This is a genomic window from Klebsiella sp. BIGb0149 (assembly GCF_004362605.1).
Taxonomy (GTDB): Bacteria; Pseudomonadota; Gammaproteobacteria; order Enterobacterales; family Enterobacteriaceae; genus Klebsiella; species Klebsiella terrigena.
In genome coordinates this window covers 102,354-118,123 of the sequence record NZ_SNYG01000002.1, presented here as the reverse complement: position 1 = coordinate 118,123, position 15,770 = coordinate 102,354, and the positions used below count along the sequence as shown (strand labels likewise).

Genomic DNA, 15,770 nt, shown 5'->3' with positions numbered 1-15,770 from the left:
CGACGTTTGCCTAAGTCAACGTTCGGCGCAGCAAAATCGGCTGACGAAAGCGCTCCGAAGGATGAAGTTTTTACAACACAACATAGTCAGGCAGGGTCAAGCGTTATGATCCCACAAATTTCTCAAGCACCAGGCGTCGTTCAGCTGGTATTGAATTTTTTGCAGGTACTGGAGCAACAAGGTTTTACCGGCGATACCGCCACCAGCTATGCCGACAGGCTGACGATGGCGACGGATAACAGCATTTATCAGCTGCTGCCGGACGCGATTTTATTCCCCCGCTCCACGGCGGACGTCGCGCTGCTGGCGAGAGTGGCGGCGGATGAGCGTTTTAAAACGCTGGTCTTTACGCCACGCGGCGGCGGCACCGGCACCAACGGCCAGTCGCTGAATGCGGGAATCGTGGTTGATATGTCCCGCTATATGAACCGCATTATCGAAATTAACCCGCAAGAAGGCTGGGTTAGGGTCGAAGCCGGGGTCATTAAAGATCAGCTCAACCAATATCTTAAGCCGTACGGCTACTTTTTCGCGCCGGAGCTGTCAACCAGCAACCGCGCCACCCTCGGCGGAATGATCAATACCGATGCCTCCGGCCAGGGGTCGCTGGTGTACGGTAAAACCTCCGATCACGTGCTGGGCGTGCGCTCGGTGCTGATGGGGGGCGATATTCTGGATACCCAGGCCATTCCCGCAGCCCTGGCAGAAACCCTGGCGAACGAGCAGTCGGCAATCGGTCGTATTTATCGCACCGTCTACCAGCGCTGCAAAGCGCAGCGCCAGCTGATTATCGATAAATTCCCCAGGCTTAACCGCTTCCTGACCGGCTACGATCTGCGCCACGTCTTTAATGACGATCTCAGCGAATTCGACCTGACGCGGGTATTAACCGGTTCGGAAGGGACGCTGGCGTTTATTACCGAAGCGCGTCTCGACATCACCCGGCTGCCGAAGGTGCGTCGGCTGGTGAACGTTAAGTATGATTCGTTTGACTCGGCGCTGCGCAATGCGCCGTTTATGGTGGCGGCCAACGCGCTGTCGGTGGAAACCGTCGACTCGAAGGTGCTCAACCTCGCGCGCGAGGATATCGTCTGGCACTCGGTCAGCGAACTGATCGCCGACGTGCCGGATAAAGAGATGCTGGGGCTGAACATCGTCGAGTTTTCCGGCGATGACGTCGAGCTGATCGACGGCCAGGTGGCTTCGCTGTGTCAGCGCCTGGAGCGGCTGATCGCCCAGGGCGAAGCCGGCGTCATCGGCTGGCAGGTATGCGGCGAGCTGGACGGCGTTGAGCGTATCTATGCGATGCGTAAAAAGGCGGTAGGGCTGCTGGGTAACGCGAAGGGCGCGGCTAAACCGATTCCCTTTGCCGAAGATACCTGCGTGCCGCCGGAGCATCTGGCGGATTACATCGTCGAGTTTCGCGCGCTGCTGGACGCCCACGGCCTGAGCTACGGCATGTTTGGTCACGTTGATGCCGGGGTGCTGCACGTGCGCCCGGCGCTGGATATGTGCGATCCCCGGCAGGAAGTGCTGATGAAGCAGATCTCCGATGAAGTGGTCGCCCTGACGGCCAAATACGGCGGCCTGCTGTGGGGTGAGCACGGGAAAGGGTTCCGCGCCGAGTACAGCCCTGCGTTCTTTGGCGACGAGCTCTACGGCGAGCTGCGGAAGGTGAAGGCGGCATTTGACCCGGATAACCGCCTTAACCCGGGTAAAATCTGCCCGCCGGAAGGCGTCGATGCGCCGATGATGAAGGTGGACGCGGTGAAACGCGGCACCTTCGATCGCCAGATCCCTATCGCCGTACGCAGCTCATGGCGCGGGGCGATGGAGTGTAACGGTAACGGCCTGTGCTTTAACTTTGATGTTAAAAGCCCGATGTGCCCGTCGATGAAGGTGAGCAATCATCGCATCCATTCGCCGAAAGGCCGGGCAACGCTGGTGCGCGAATGGCTGCGTCTGCTGGCCGATCGGGGTATCGATCCCAATCAGCTGGAGAGCCAGCTGGCGGAGAAACGCGCTAGCCTGCGCGAGCTTATCGAGCGCACCCGCAACAGCTGGCACGCGCGCAAGGGCGAGTATGACTTCTCCCATGAGGTCAAAGAGGCGATGTCCGGCTGCCTGGCCTGTAAAGCCTGTTCTACCCAGTGTCCGATTAAAATCGACGTTCCTGAGTTCCGTTCGCGCTTCCTGCAGCTTTACCACAGCCGCTATCTGCGCCCGGTTCGCGACCATCTGGTGGCGACGGTGGAATCCTACGCGCCGCTGATGGCGCAGGCGCCGAAAACCTTTAACTTCTTCATTAACCAGCCGTGGATGCGCAAGCTGTCGGAGAAGCACATCGGGATGGTGGATTTACCGCTGCTCTCTACGCCGTCGCTGAAGCAGCAAATGGTCGGCCACCGTTCGGCGAATATGACGCTGGAGCAGCTTGAAGCGCTGAGCGCCGAGCAAAAGGCCAAAATGGTGCTGGTGGTGCAGGATCCGTTCACCAGCTACTACGATGCGCAGGTGGTGGCTGATTTTATCCGGCTGGTGGAAAAAGTCGGCTATCAGCCGGTGCTGCTGCCGTTTTCACCAAACGGTAAGGCGCAGCATATTAAAGGCTTCCTGTCGCGTTTCGCCCGTACGGCGCAGAAAACGGCGGACTTCCTCAACCGGATGGCGCAGCTCGAGATCCCGATGGTCGGCGTCGATCCGGCCCTGGTGCTGTGCTATCGCGATGAATACAACCAGACGCTGGGCGATAAGCGCGGCGACTTCCGCGTGATGCTGGTGCATGAATGGCTGCCGCGGGCCCTGCCTGAAACCGCGGTGCAGGATAACGGCGGCGAGGCGTGGTATCTGTTTGGCCACTGCACGGAGGTCACGGCGCTCCCGGCGGCCCCGAAACAGTGGGCCGAAATCTTTGCGCGCTTTGGCGCGAAGCTGGAAAACGTCAGCGTGGGCTGCTGTGGCATGGCCGGAACCTACGGCCATGAGGTTAAAAACCATGCCAACTCGCTGGCGATTTACGCGCTTTCCTGGCAACAGGCGATTCAGCGTTTGCCGCGCAACCGCTGTCTGGTGACCGGCTACTCCTGTCGTAGTCAGGTTAAGCGTATTGAAGGCAGCGGCGTACGTCACCCGCTGCAGGCGCTGCTGGAGATTATTGGATGATTTGGAAACGTCAGACAACGCTGGAACAGCTCAACGGCATGGGCGAGGGCAATATGGTGGGCCTGCTGGATATCCGCTTCGATGTGTTTAGCGATGACACCCTTGAAGCCACGATGCCGGTAGACAGCCGAACCCATCAGCCGTTCGGCCTGCTGCACGGCGGCGCGTCGGTGGTGCTGGCCGAAACGCTGGGTTCGGTTGCCGGCTATTTATGCAGCGAAGGCGAGCAAAAGGTGGTGGGGCTGGAAGTTAACGCTAACCATATCCGTTCGGTTCGCGGCGGTCGGGTGCGTGGCGTCTGTAAAGCACTGCACGTCGGGTCTCGCCATCAGGTGTGGCAGATTGAAATATCCGACGAGCAGGGGCGTCTGTGCTGCTCATCGCGGCTCACTACGGCGGTGGTTTAAGACCGCACTCATTGCCTGAAGTGATATATGGGGGAAATTTTTCCCCCATATTGTTTATAGCGTTTCATCCTTAATTATTTCACTCGGGCCATTCTTCTGCACCGAGGCAATTCCTTTTTTCGCCGCATCCTTCGAGGAATACATTTCACTGGTGGCGATGGTTTCGTGGTTATCGGCCTTCAGCAAGAAATACCAGGGTTGGGACACGCTCTTCTCTGACTTCTTAATGACGTAATACCCCATCTTTTACCTCTTTTGACGTTAACAGCTCCTCATGATATGTAGACCATGGCGGCTCGTGCGGCAAGTAATCGTCTAATAAATATATAATTCATGTTTCACATGCTCCGTATATGCTACTATTTAATTACTATGCACTTGCAGAGCAACAAAGAGGACGGAGTTAACCATGGGTATCATTTCCTGGATCATTTTTGGTCTTATTGCCGGTATTTTAGCGAAGTGGATCATGCCGGGTAAAGACGGTGGCGGCTTTTTTGTCACTATCATTCTGGGGGTCATCGGTGCGGTAGTGGGCGGCTGGATCAGCACCTTCTTTGGCTTTGGCAAGGTTGACGGGTTTAATTTCGGTAGCTTTGTCGTTGCGGTAATTGGCGCGCTGGTGGTGCTGTTTATCTACAGAAAAATTAAGAGCTAATAGCCCTTCAGTATCAGACTGAGTCGTTAGATATAAAAGCTGCCGCTATTATTGGCAGCTTTTTTTTCGTTTGCATAATAGCCATGCCGATGCGTCGGGTGACAAACAACCACATAAACCCGGCGGGTAAATCCATTTCGACCGCTTATTCATCGCGCCTGCACGGTTTAATTAACCCGGCAAAATCACAGGGGCCCGGCCTCTGCCATATCGGGTACGGCGACGACTTCAACATGGATTTCATAATGCCGGGCTTTGCTGGCAGGGATTAACGCGGTGAGCTTATTAATGGTGTCAGTCGGATTATCGCTGGCAACGGTCGCGGAGAAGAGCGCCGGCTTTCTCGGCGGCAGTGGAGGCATCGGCATGGGGCCACGCTGCTGGTTCATCTCAAACGGCGGCTGTCCGGCGTTATCCCGCGCAGGCGGCGTTTCGCTTTTATCCGCGGCGAAGGCGCTGGCGGCGGCAATAGAAACGGTTGCTAACAGGGCAATGATTGTTCCTTTCATCTTCGTTACCTCTTAAGTGTGTGGCTAAAATCTTAGAGGTTAGGTTTCGGGGCGACAATCCCACCGGGGGCGAATCCTCCAAATCTCCTTATTTATTAACGACTGTGGAGGGTCTGCAGGAGGGCGTGCGGGAAGGTAAAACCGAGGGCCGGTTTCATCAGGACACGGCTATAGCCGGCCGATAAACGGCGAGAATCGGAACAGCGGCGGCAAAGAGTTGTGGCGCAACACGCTTTCAGTCCAGCAGTACGCTCATCACCAGAAGGACTACCATGCACATCGACATAATACTGATATCTATCATCCGTTACGACAAAAGCTCCAGGTTACCAGCGGTTTCGGCATCATGCCGAAAACTGTAGAAATTATAAGCGAAGATTGTACACCAGCTTGATCAGGGTGATTAAAACTTAATCCCCGAAGGACGATCGACTTTATAACCAAAATGTCTACACATAGCCACACAACAACCCCGGTTTTCAGATAATGCTTATAGATTGGACGTGGTATCCGTAGGTTCAGTCAACGTTATGCTACTGGATGAGGTTTTTAGCGGCATAGCTGAAAAGCCGCCGCGCCTTCAGCGCCGGGCGGGAAGAGGCCGGTAGGGACCGATAGCACAACGGTGTGACTATATAACCCCTTGAATATCCGATAAGTCACTGAAAGGCGGATTTTTTCATCTCCTATCTCAAAAATCGGTATTTTCGATGCATCTTTTCCATTGCCGCATCTTCTGCCAACCCACATCAAATAACTTATTATTTTTCAGTCTATTAAATAGAAAAAATGAGACCTGATAAGCAGTAAAGCAGGGTCTATGCTTATAAAAAGGGCCATAAAAGAGTCTCAGGGGCGAATACCCCTTCTCCAGATGGGTTGAAGTGATAATCGTTATCACTAACATGGTGAGATGCCCTGATGGCGCCAACCAATGAGGTAGACCGATGGAAGTACAAGCAGGAACCTTTAATCCCGACGATTTTAGCTGGCGTGGCCTGATCATGACGCCCGCCGCCGCCGCCCATATCCGTGACCTGGTGAGCAAGCAGCCGCCGATGCAGGGGCTTCGTCTTGGCGTAAAAACCAGCGGCTGCGCCGGCTTTGCCTACGTGATGGAGCTTATCGCAGAGCCCGCGAAAGACGATCTGCTGTTTGAGTTCGAAGGCGCGAAGCTGTGGGCGCCGCTGCAGGCCATGCCGTTTATTGATGGTACGGAGCTGGATTACGTTCGGGAAGGATTAAATGAAATCTTTAAGTTTCATAACCCGAAAGCGCAGCACGAGTGCGGCTGCGGTGAAAGCTTTGGGGTTCAGGCGGAGTAATTATGTCTCGTAATACTGAAACAACTGACGATGTCAAAACCTGGACCGGCGGGCCGCTGAACTATAAAGAAGGCTTTTTTACCCGGTTACAGACCGATGAGCTGGCTAAGGGCATCAACGAAGAGGTGGTGCGGGCGATCTCCGCCCGCCGCAACGAGCCGGAGTGGATGCTTGAGTTCAGGCTGAACGCCTTCAGAGCGTGGCTGGAGATGGAAGAGCCGCACTGGCTCAAGGCGCACTACGATAAGCTGGACTATCAGGATTACAGCTACTATTCCGCGCCCTCCTGCGGCAACTGCGACGACACCTGCGCTTCCGAGCCGGGTGCGGTGCAGCAAACCGGCCCCGCCGACTATCTGACCAGCGAAGTTGAAGAGGCCTTCAATCTGCTGGGCGTGCCGGTACGCGAAGGGCGGGAAGTGGCGGTCGACGCCATCTTTGACTCGGTCTCGGTCGCCACCACCTACCGGGAAAAGCTGGCGGAGCAGGGCATCATCTTCTGCTCCTTTGGCGAAGCGATCCACGATCATCCGGAGCTGGTGAAAAAATATCTTGGCACGGTGGTGCCCGGCAATGACAACTTCTTCGCCGCGCTGAACGCCGCTGTCGCCTCCGACGGCACCTTTATCTACGTGCCGAAAGGCGTGCGCTGCCCGATGGAGCTATCGACCTATTTCCGCATCAATGCCGAAAAAACCGGCCAGTTTGAACGCACGATCCTCGTCGCCGACGAGGGCAGCTACGTCAGCTATATCGAAGGCTGCTCGGCGCCGGTTCGCGACAGCTACCAGCTGCACGCGGCGGTGGTTGAGGTCATCATCCACAAAGATGCCGAAGTAAAATACTCCACGGTGCAGAACTGGTTCCCCGGGGATAACAACACCGGCGGGATCCTCAACTTCGTCACCAAGCGAGCGCTCTGCGAAGGTGAAAACAGCAAAATGTCGTGGACCCAGTCGGAGACCGGCTCGGCGATAACGTGGAAGTATCCAAGCTGTATTCTGCGCGGCGACAACTCCATCGGCGAGTTCTTCTCGGTGGCGCTGACCAGCGGCCACCAGCAGGCGGATACCGGCACCAAAATGATTCATATCGGTAAAAACACCCGCTCGACGATTATCTCCAAAGGGATCTCCGCCGGTAAAAGCCAGAACAGCTACCGCGGGCTGGTCAAAATTATGCCGACGGCGACCAACGCGCGAAACTTTACCCAGTGTGACTCGATGCTGATCGGGCCGGACTGCGGGGCGCACACCTTCCCGTACGTTGAGTGCCGTAACAACAGCGCCCAGCTGGAGCATGAAGCCACCACCTCGCGAATTGGTGAAGATCAGCTCTTCTACTGTCTGCAGCGCGGGATCAGTGAAGATGATGCGATCTCAATGATCGTTAACGGCTTTTGTAAGGATGTCTTCTCAGAGCTGCCGCTGGAATTTGCCGTGGAAGCGCAAAAACTGCTGGCGATTAGCCTTGAACACAGCGTCGGTTAACAGTCTGGCCCATGCCGGCTGCGCGATGGCGCCGCCCGAAGCAGACTGCCGAATTAAGGAATATACATGTTAAGCATTAAAGATTTGCAGGTATCCGTTGACGATAAAGAGATCCTGCGCGGGTTGAACCTCGATATCCGACCCGGCGAAGTTCACGCCATTATGGGGCCCAACGGCTCCGGGAAAAGTACGCTCTCCGCAACGCTCGCCGGGCGGGAAGACTACGAGGTGACCGGCGGCAGCGTTGAGTTTAAGGGCAAGGATCTGCTCGAGCTCGCGCCGGAGGATCGCGCGGGGGAAGGGATCTTTATGGCCTTCCAGTATCCGGTGGAAATTCCGGGCGTCAGCAACCAGTTTTTCCTGCAAACGGCGCTGAACGCGGTGCGCCGCTATCGCGGGCAGGAGCAGCTGGATCGCTTCGATTTTCAGGATCTGATGGAAGAGAAAATTAAGCTGCTGAAGATGCCGGAAGACCTGCTGACCCGCTCGGTCAACGTCGGCTTCTCCGGCGGCGAGAAAAAGCGCAACGACATTCTGCAGATGGCGGTGCTGGAGCCGGAGCTGTGCATTCTCGATGAGTCCGACTCGGGGCTGGATATCGACGCCCTGAAGATCGTATCTGACGGCGTTAACGCGCTGCGCGACGGCAAGCGCGCGTTTATTATCGTCACCCACTACCAGCGTATTCTCGACTATATCAAGCCTGATTACGTCCACGTGCTGTACCAGGGGCGGATCGTCAAATCCGGCGACTTCACCCTGGTCAAACAACTGGAGGAGCAGGGCTATGGCTGGCTTACCGAACAGCAGTAACGCGCTGCAGCAGTGGCACCACCTGTTTGAAGAGCAGGCTGAGCTGAGAACGCCGGAAGCGCACCAGCACCTGCAGCAGGCGCTGCGCCTGGGGCTGCCGACGCGTAAGCATGAACACTGGAAATATACCCCGCTGGATGCGCTGCTTGGCGGCACCTTTGTTGCCCCGCAGCCCGAGGCGCTAACCGAGGCGCAACGGGACGCGCTGGCGCTCTCCGTCGACGCCTGGCGGCTGGTGTTTATCGATGGCCGCTACAGCGAAGCGCTGAGCGACGCGCTGGGCGACAGCGGTTACGAAGTGAATATCGATAACCAGCGTCAGGCGCTGCCCGACGCGCTGCAGCCGGAGCTGTTTCTGCACCTGACCGAAAGCCTGGCGCCGACGGTGACCCGCATTCGCGTGAAGCGCAACCAGCGCCCCGCGAGGCCATTGCTGATTATGCACGTGACGCGCGGGCTGGCGGGCGAAGAGATGAACACCGCGCACTACCGGCATCATCTGGAGCTGGAGAGCGGCGCGGAGGCGACGATTATGGAGCACTACGTCAGCCTCAACGAACAGCGCCATTTCACCGGCGGACGGCTGACCGCCGCGGTGGCGGATAACGCCCATCTGCAGCATATCAAGCTGGCGTTTGAAAATGCCCAGAGCTACCACTTTGCCCACAACGACCTCTCTCTGGGCCGCGATGCGTCGGCCTTTAGCAGCAGCTTCCTGCTCGGTGGCGCGGTGCTGCGCCAGAATACCAGCGTGCAGCTGCGGGGTGAGAACAGCAACCTGCGGATTAACTCCCTGGCGATGCCGGTCAAAAATGAGGTCTGCGACAGCCGCACCTGGCTGAACCATGATGTCGGCTACTGCAATAGCCGCCAGCTGCATAAAACCATCGTTAACGACAAAGGCCGGGCGGTATTTAACGGCCTGATTAACGTTGCGCCGAACGCGATAAAAACCGACGGCCAGATGACCAACAACAATCTGCTATTAGGCCGGCTGTCGGAGGTGGATACCAAGCCGCAGCTGGAGATTTACGCCGATGACGTCAAGTGTAGCCACGGCGCCACCATCGGGCGCATCGACGACGAACAGCTGTTTTACCTGCGCTCGCGCGGCATTACCCAGCAGGCGGCGCAGCACATGATCCTGTACGCTTTCGCCGCCGAGCTGACGGAAGCCATCGGCGACGTGGCGCTCAGGCAGCAAATTCTCGCGCGCATCGGCCAGCGTTTACCGGGGGAGACAGCATGACATTTTCTGTTGAACGAGTCCGCGCAGATTTTCCGCTGCTCGGCCGGGAGGTCAACGGCCAGCCGCTGGTCTATCTGGACAGTGCCGCCAGCGCGCAAAAGCCGGAGGCGGTGATTCGCGCCGAGGCGGAGTTTTACCGTCACGGCTATGCCGCCGTGCATCGCGGTATTCACACTCTCAGCGCAGAGGCGACGACGCGCATGGAGCAGGTTCGCCAGCAGGCGGCAACCTTCCTCAACGCGCGCTCAGCGGAGGAGCTGGTCTTCGTTCGCGGCACCACCGAAGGCATCAACCTGGTTGCCAATAGCTGGGGCAACGCCAACGTGGGGGCCGGGGATAACATCATCGTCAGCGCCATGGAGCATCACGCCAATATCGTTCCGTGGCAGCTGCTCTGTGCCCGGGTGGGCGCCGAGCTGCGGGTGATCCCGCTCAATTCGGACGGAACCCTGCAGCTGGATGCGATACCGGGCCTGTTTGACGCGCGCACCCGGCTGCTGGCCATCACCCAGGTCTCTAACGTGCTGGGCATTGAAAACCCGGTGCCGGCGCTGATCGCTATGGCGCATCAGCACGGTGCCAGAGTACTGGTGGACGGCGCTCAGGCGGTAATGCATCACGCGGTGGACGTCCAGGCGCTGGACTGCGACTTCTACGTCTTCTCCGGACACAAGCTGTACGGCCCGACCGGGATCGGGATCCTCTACGGTAAAGCGGACCTGCTGGATGAGATGCCGCCTTGGGAAGGGGGCGGTTCGATGATCGCCACCGTCAGCCTGACCCAGGGCACCACCTGGGCAAAAGCGCCGTGGCGCTTTGAGGCGGGGACGCCAAATACCGGCGGAATTATCGGGCTTGGCGCGACGCTGGAGTACGTCAGCGCGCTGGGGCTGGCGCAGATCGGCGAATATGAACAGACCCTGATGCGCTACGCGCTGCAGGAGCTGGCAAAAGTGCCGGACCTTATCGTCTACGGCCCATCTCAGCGGCTCGGGGTGATAGCCTTTAATCTCGGGGCGCACCACGCCTACGACGTCGGCAGCTTCCTCGATAACTACGGCATTGCCATCCGCACCGGCCATCACTGCGCCATGCCGCTGATGGACTTCTTTAGCGTACCGGCGATGTGTCGGGCGTCGCTGGCGATGTACAATACCACGGAAGATGTGGATCGGCTGGTCGCAGGACTACAGCGCATTCACAAGCTATTAGGCTAAAGGAAGCAATCATGGCGGCGTTACCGGAAAAAGAGAAACTGCTGCGCAACTTCAGCCGTTGCGCGAACTGGGAAGAGAAGTACCTCTATATTATTGAGCTTGGCCAGCGGCTGGCGCCGCTGAGCGCCGAGGAGCATACGGCGCAAAATATTATCCAGGGCTGCCAGAGCCAGGTATGGATTGTTATCGAGCAGAGCGAATCGGGCGTGCTCGCGCTGCGCGGCGATAGCGATGCGGCTATCGTCAAGGGGCTCATCGCCGTGGTGTTTATCCTCTATGACCAGATGACGGCCAAGGATATCACCGCCTTTGACGTTCGCCCGTGGTTTGAAAAGATGGCGCTGACTCAGCACCTTACGCCATCGCGGTCGCAGGGGCTGGAGGCCATGATTCGCGCAATTCGCGCGAAAGCCGCAAATCTTAGCTAGAATAAACAGGTAGATTTCATTCTGTTACGTTCGGTGGGAACGCGTTTCCCGCCGATATACAGATCCTGGCGTTTTATTAGCGAAAGAAGGAATCTCAGTATGAAACGCGCGACTCTCCTCACGATATCCCTTCTGACGGCCCTGAGCGCTCAGCACGGCGCCTGGGCGGTAGATTACCCACTTCCTCCTGCTAACAGCAGGATCATTGGTCAAAATCAATTCTGGACGGTACAGGAGGGGGATCGCAACCTGCAGGCGATTGCTCGTCATTTTGATACCGCGGCAATGCTGATCCTCGAAGCTAACGATACGCTGGCACCGGTGGAGCCTAAACCGGGCACCCAGGTGCTGATCCCGTCGCAGATGCTGCTGCCCGACACGCCTCGGGAGGGGATTGTGGTGAACCTGGCGGAGCTGCGGCTGTACTACTTCCCGCCGGGGCAAAATTTGGTTCAGGTCTATCCGCTCGGCATTGGCCAGCTTGGCCTGGAAACGCCGGAGATGACCACCCGCGTTGGGCAGAAGATCCCCAATCCAACCTGGACCCCGACGGCGGGCATCCGCGCCCGCTCGCTGGAGAAAGGGATTAAGCTGCCGCCCGTTATCCCGGCGGGGCCAAATAACCCTCTGGGACGCTATGCGCTGCGCCTGGCGTACGGTAACGGCGAATACCTCATCCACGGCACCAACGCGCCGGACAGCGTTGGCCTGCGGGTCAGCTCCGGCTGTATGCGCATGAACGCCGCCGACATTCAGGCGCTCTTTAGCCAGGTGAAGACCGGAACGCCGGTACGCATCATCAATCAGCCGGTGAAGTTTGCGGTTGAGCCGGACGGCAGGCGCTACGTCGAGGTACACCGGCCGCTGTCGCAGGATGAAAGCGGCAATACCCGCACCATTGCCTATACGCTGCCGGCAGAATTCCATCAGTTTTCCGGCGATAAGTCCGTTGATGAGGCGCAGCTGAAGCGCGCGCTGTCGAGACGAGCGGGCTATCCGGTGGTGGTTTCTGGCGGTGAGCAGAGCAGTGCTGGAGGGGCGGTATCGAATTTGTCGGTGCAGAATGCGCCGGTGGATGAGAGCAAAAGAGTGCAGTAAATCGGGGAGAGCAGGACAAAAAAATGGCGCACAATGTGCGCCATTTCTATTACACAGGCACTATTACTTACGGTATTTAGTAGCCTGGTTGTCCAGACGCTGGTTAGCGCGTGCTGCGTCATCTTTAGCAGCCTGAACGTCGGAACGCATTGCGTTCACGTCGTTGCTCAGCTGGTCAACTTTAGCGTTCAGAGTCTGAACGTCAGAAGACAGCTGATCGATTTTAGCATTGCTGGAGCAACCAGCCAGCAGAGTAGAACCCAGGATTACCGCGCCCAGTACCAGTTTAGTACGATTCATTATTAATACCCTCTAGATTGAGTTAATCTCCATGTAGCGTTACAAGTATTACACAAACTTTTTTGGGATGAGAATATTTTTTTACGGTAATACGCCTATTTTTGATCGTTCGCTCAAAGAAACAACGAATTTGGAGGATTAGTTTAAAAAGCCGTGTGAAAACAGGACGCTTCCATCGGATTCATCTTAGATAATCTCTTATTAAATAGTAAATTCCGATTTGCATTTTTATTAAGAGCAGCTAGGGATTGAATAAAAAAAAAGCGCCTCAGGGAGGCGCCTTTAAAAAAACAGGTATTAGCCTGTAAATTATTACAGCACGTGCACGGATGCGGTATTGGTTGTTCCGCTCGGGACCAGCGCACCGGAGACCATCACAACGACGTCGCCTTTACGCGCCAGACCGCTCTGCAGGGCCAGCTCTTTGCCCAGACGGTAGAAGTCGTCGGTAGAGGCCAGCTGCTCAACCAGCTGCGGTACCACGCCTTTGGTCAGCACCAGCTGACGGGCGGTGGTCTGGTTGGTGGTCAGCGCCAGGATGGTGGCATCCGGGAAGTATTTACGCACGGCGCGAGCGGATTTACCGCCCTGGGTAGCGACGACGATCAGCGGCGCTTCCAGTTTTTCGGCGGTCTCAACGGCACCACGGCAAACGGCTTCGGTGATGCGCAGCTTGCGGTTGTCGTTGTTGAACTCCAGACGGCTGGTCATCACGCGGTCGGTACGCTCGCAGATGGTCGCCATGATAGTGACGGCTTCCAGCGGGTATTTACCTTTGGCCGATTCGCCGGAGAGCATCACGGCGTCGGTGCCGTCGAGGATGGCGTTAGCAACGTCGCCGGCTTCCGCACGGGTCGGACGCGGGTTCTTGATCATGGAGTCCAGCATCTGGGTCGCGGTGATAACCACTTTGCGCGCGCGGATACATTTTTCGATGATCATTTTCTGGGCGAAGATAACTTCTTCAACCGGGATTTCAACGCCCATGTCACCGCGAGCAACCATGATGCCGTCAGAGGCTTCAAGGATTTCGTCGAAGTTGTTCAGGCCTTCCTGGTTTTCGATCTTGGAGATGATCTGGATGTTGTCGCCGCCGTTAGCCTTCAGGTGCTCGCGGATTTCTACCACGTCAGAACGCTTACGGATAAAGGATGCGGCAACAAAGTCAACGCCCTGTTCGCAGCCGAAGATCAGATCCTGTTTGTCTTTCTCAGCCAGCGCCGGCAGAGCGATAGAGACGCCCGGCAGGTTAACGCCTTTGTTTTCGCCGAGGTCGCCGTTATTCAGCACTTTACAGATAACGTTTTTACCTTCGATGGCGGTCACTTCCATGCCGATCAGACCATCGTCAACCAGTACGGTATTGCCTACGGAGAGGTCAGAGGTAAAACCTTCATAGGTAACGGCGACGATTTCGTTGTTGCCGACCACGGATTTGTCAGTGGTGAAGGTGAAGGTCTGGCCCGCTTTCAGGGAGACGTCGTTGCCGCCTTCCAGCTTGATGGTGCGAATTTCCGGACCTTTGGTATCCAGCAGGATAGCGGCGGTTTTACCGGTTTTGCTCACCACATTGCGCAGGTTCTGGATGCGCTGACCGTGTTCAGCATAGTCGCCGTGAGAGAAGTTCAGACGCATGACGTTCATGCCCGCGTCCAGCATCTTGGTTAACATCTCTTCGGATTCGGTTTTCGGACCGATGGTGCAAACGATTTTGGTCTTTTTCATGAAGGTATTAGTCTTTAAGTTGTGAAGGATTGGGGAATCTCGCTCCGTGGGCGCAGTGCCGTGGAGTCAAACCTGTATTGCGAAAGTTGCTATGGCACGCTCTAAGGATAGGTGACAACAAAAAAGCGTGCAGAAGAATGTGTGCTGGCGGTTCAGCCCATGAAAAGAGGCAATTTTGTATGCTTTTAGTCATGCAGTCCAATGTGCTGAAACCATTCAAGAAAGATTCGGTGTGCATTATACGACGATGAAACAAAAAAGGAAAATGAAAACAACGTTTCATTTTTCGTTATACTAACGCAACAAAACTCACACCAATTTCAATCTTATCTGCAACACAAATTTTCGCCAGTCGCTAAGCTAAATCGGCCCCGACGCGCGGTTTTTACCGCGGTTTTGTTACGGAAATTCGCCATTAGCGAAGAAACTGCGGGCTGGTTTGATTTATACGGAAAACATATCAATAATGATTTGATTGATAATGATAATTTGTGAGCGAAATTCGATGGGAAACCGAGCGAAAGACGACGAGTTGTACCAGGAAATGTGCCGGGTGGTGGGGAAAGTGGTGCTCGAGATGCGCGATCTCGGCCAGGAACCGAAACATATCGTGATTGCCGGCGTCGTGCGCACCGCGCTGGCGAATTCAAAAATCGCCCGCTCTGAGCTGACGCATGAAGCGATGACCCGGGTTATTCACGCCTTATCCGGACATGAATAACGCCGACGGCCGCGCTTCAGGCTTCAGGAGATAACGAAGCGCACCACCGCTTTTACCGCGATATCGCAGTGGTGGGCGACCATCGCCTCATCGTCGATTTCCGGCAGCGGATCGTCGAGGTAGAGGCTGCTGAAGGTGTAGAAATTCGAGACCTGATAAAAGCTAAAGCTGCTGATCAGCCGATGGACGTCCCGCGCCTCGAGCCCGGCCTGAAAAATTCCCTGCTGCTGCCCGCGCTGGAGAATGTCCTCCAGAATGGACAGGGCGGTTCGGTTCAGCGGTTTTAGCTGCCCGGACGCCTGCAGCCACTTCCCGCGCTGCATATTCTCCATACAGATAACGCGCATAAAGTCGGCGTGCGTCGCGTGATAGCGCACGCTCCACTTCACCAGCTGAACCAGCGCCTCAACCGGAGGAAGCTGCTCCAGCCCGAGCTGCTGCTCCGTCTCGCGGATGCGGGCGTAGACGTGCTGCAGAACCGCCTGATACAGCTGCTCTTTACTTTTGAAGTAGTAGACCACCATCCGCTTGGTGGTCTGCGCTTCGACGGCAATCTGCTCCATCCGCGCCCCCGAAAGCCCGTGTTCGGCAAATACGGCAATCGCGGCGGCGAAGATCCGCTCTTTCAGGGATTGTGCTTCATCATGAGCAACCACGGACATAACCAC

Annotated in this window: 17 protein-coding genes; 11 read left to right on the top strand and 6 right to left on the bottom strand. The window is 56.6% G+C overall.

Annotated elements, in window-relative coordinates; translation table 11 throughout:
• The first annotated feature begins 105 nt into the window (after positions 1-105).
• A complete protein-coding gene (gene ydiJ, locus EDF75_RS07265) occupies positions 106-3,162 on the top strand; it encodes a D-2-hydroxyglutarate dehydrogenase YdiJ (RefSeq protein ID WP_133598201.1) in 3,057 nt (1,018 codons plus the stop codon).
• Positions 3,159-3,569, top strand: a complete 411-nt coding sequence (gene menI / locus EDF75_RS07260) for a 1,4-dihydroxy-2-naphthoyl-CoA hydrolase (RefSeq protein WP_133598199.1) — start codon at positions 3,159-3,161, stop codon at positions 3,567-3,569. The genes ydiJ and menI overlap by 4 nt, the downstream gene beginning before the upstream one ends.
• A 54-nt stretch (positions 3,570-3,623) precedes the next feature.
• On the opposite strand, the gene EDF75_RS07255 is transcribed toward menI, so the two are convergent.
• On the bottom strand, positions 3,624-3,812 hold the full coding sequence (locus tag EDF75_RS07255; RefSeq protein WP_095102074.1) for a YegP family protein: 189 nt from the start codon (positions 3,810-3,812) through the stop codon (positions 3,624-3,626).
• Positions 3,813-3,978: 166 nt separating this feature from the next.
• Between EDF75_RS07255 and EDF75_RS07250 the strand changes: the two genes are divergently transcribed.
• Positions 3,979-4,227: a GlsB/YeaQ/YmgE family stress response membrane protein gene (locus EDF75_RS07250; RefSeq protein WP_041146033.1), complete on the top strand. Its 249-nt coding sequence runs from the start codon at positions 3,979-3,981 to the stop codon at positions 4,225-4,227.
• 185 nt (positions 4,228-4,412) lie between these two features.
• Here EDF75_RS07250 and EDF75_RS07245 read toward each other — a convergent pair whose 3' ends face one another.
• Positions 4,413-4,736 carry a hypothetical protein gene (locus tag EDF75_RS07245; protein WP_133598198.1) on the bottom strand — a complete coding sequence of 108 codons (324 nt, stop codon included), beginning with the start codon at positions 4,734-4,736 and terminating at the stop codon, positions 4,413-4,415.
• A 947-nt stretch (positions 4,737-5,683) separates the two neighbouring features.
• Here EDF75_RS07245 and sufA point away from each other — a divergent pair.
• From sufA to ldtE, 7 genes are all read left to right on the top strand, one after another.
• Positions 5,684-6,061 carry a Fe-S cluster assembly scaffold SufA gene (gene sufA, locus EDF75_RS07240; protein ID WP_045858850.1) on the top strand — a complete coding sequence of 126 codons (378 nt, stop codon included), beginning with the start codon at positions 5,684-5,686 and terminating at the stop codon, positions 6,059-6,061.
• A 2-nt stretch (positions 6,062-6,063) separates the two neighbouring features.
• On the top strand, positions 6,064-7,551 hold the full coding sequence (gene sufB / locus EDF75_RS07235; protein WP_045858848.1) for a Fe-S cluster assembly protein SufB: 1,488 nt from the start codon (positions 6,064-6,066) through the stop codon (positions 7,549-7,551).
• A gap of 66 nt (positions 7,552-7,617) precedes the next feature.
• Positions 7,618-8,364 carry a Fe-S cluster assembly ATPase SufC gene (sufC, locus tag EDF75_RS07230; protein WP_045858845.1) on the top strand — a complete coding sequence of 249 codons (747 nt, stop codon included), beginning with the start codon at positions 7,618-7,620 and terminating at the stop codon, positions 8,362-8,364.
• The gene (gene sufD, locus EDF75_RS07225; protein ID WP_045858843.1) at positions 8,339-9,613 is read left to right on the top strand and encodes a Fe-S cluster assembly protein SufD; all 1,275 of its coding nucleotides are present in this window, start codon (positions 8,339-8,341) and stop codon (positions 9,611-9,613) included. Before sufC ends, sufD begins: the two co-directional genes overlap by 26 nt.
• Positions 9,610-10,830 carry a cysteine desulfurase SufS gene (sufS, locus tag EDF75_RS07220; RefSeq protein WP_133598196.1) on the top strand — a complete coding sequence of 407 codons (1,221 nt, stop codon included), beginning with the start codon at positions 9,610-9,612 and terminating at the stop codon, positions 10,828-10,830. Before sufD ends, sufS begins: the two co-directional genes overlap by 4 nt.
• Positions 10,831-10,841: 11 nt before the next feature.
• Positions 10,842-11,258: a cysteine desulfuration protein SufE gene (gene sufE, locus EDF75_RS07215; RefSeq protein ID WP_133598194.1), complete on the top strand. Its 417-nt coding sequence runs from the start codon at positions 10,842-10,844 to the stop codon at positions 11,256-11,258.
• 99 nt (positions 11,259-11,357) lie between these two features.
• A complete protein-coding gene (gene ldtE / locus EDF75_RS07210) occupies positions 11,358-12,356 on the top strand; it encodes a L,D-transpeptidase LdtE (protein ID WP_133598192.1) in 999 nt (332 codons plus the stop codon).
• 63 nt (positions 12,357-12,419) lie between these two features.
• Here ldtE and lpp read toward each other — a convergent pair whose 3' ends face one another.
• From lpp to ynhH, 3 genes are all read right to left on the bottom strand, one after another.
• Positions 12,420-12,656, bottom strand: a complete 237-nt coding sequence (gene lpp, locus EDF75_RS07205) for a murein lipoprotein Lpp (RefSeq protein ID WP_001082307.1) — start codon at positions 12,654-12,656, stop codon at positions 12,420-12,422.
• A 312-nt stretch (positions 12,657-12,968) separates the two neighbouring features.
• On the bottom strand, positions 12,969-14,381 hold the full coding sequence (gene pykF / locus EDF75_RS07200) for a pyruvate kinase PykF (protein WP_076947623.1): 1,413 nt from the start codon (positions 14,379-14,381) through the stop codon (positions 12,969-12,971).
• A 7-nt stretch (positions 14,382-14,388) separates the two neighbouring features.
• Positions 14,389-14,574, bottom strand: coding sequence for a protein YnhH (gene ynhH, locus EDF75_RS27570; protein ID WP_422790060.1), 186 nt, complete (start codon positions 14,572-14,574; stop codon positions 14,389-14,391).
• 312 nt (positions 14,575-14,886) lie between these two features.
• Between ynhH and fumD the strand changes: the two genes are divergently transcribed.
• Positions 14,887-15,102, top strand: a complete 216-nt coding sequence (gene fumD, locus EDF75_RS07195; RefSeq protein WP_041146023.1) for a fumarate hydratase FumD — start codon at positions 14,887-14,889, stop codon at positions 15,100-15,102.
• A gap of 23 nt (positions 15,103-15,125) precedes the next feature.
• Here the strand turns inward: fumD and EDF75_RS07190 are convergent, their stop codons facing one another.
• Positions 15,126-15,764, bottom strand: coding sequence for a TetR/AcrR family transcriptional regulator (locus tag EDF75_RS07190; RefSeq protein ID WP_045858829.1), 639 nt, complete (start codon positions 15,762-15,764; stop codon positions 15,126-15,128).
• Positions 15,765-15,770 lie beyond the last annotated feature (6 nt).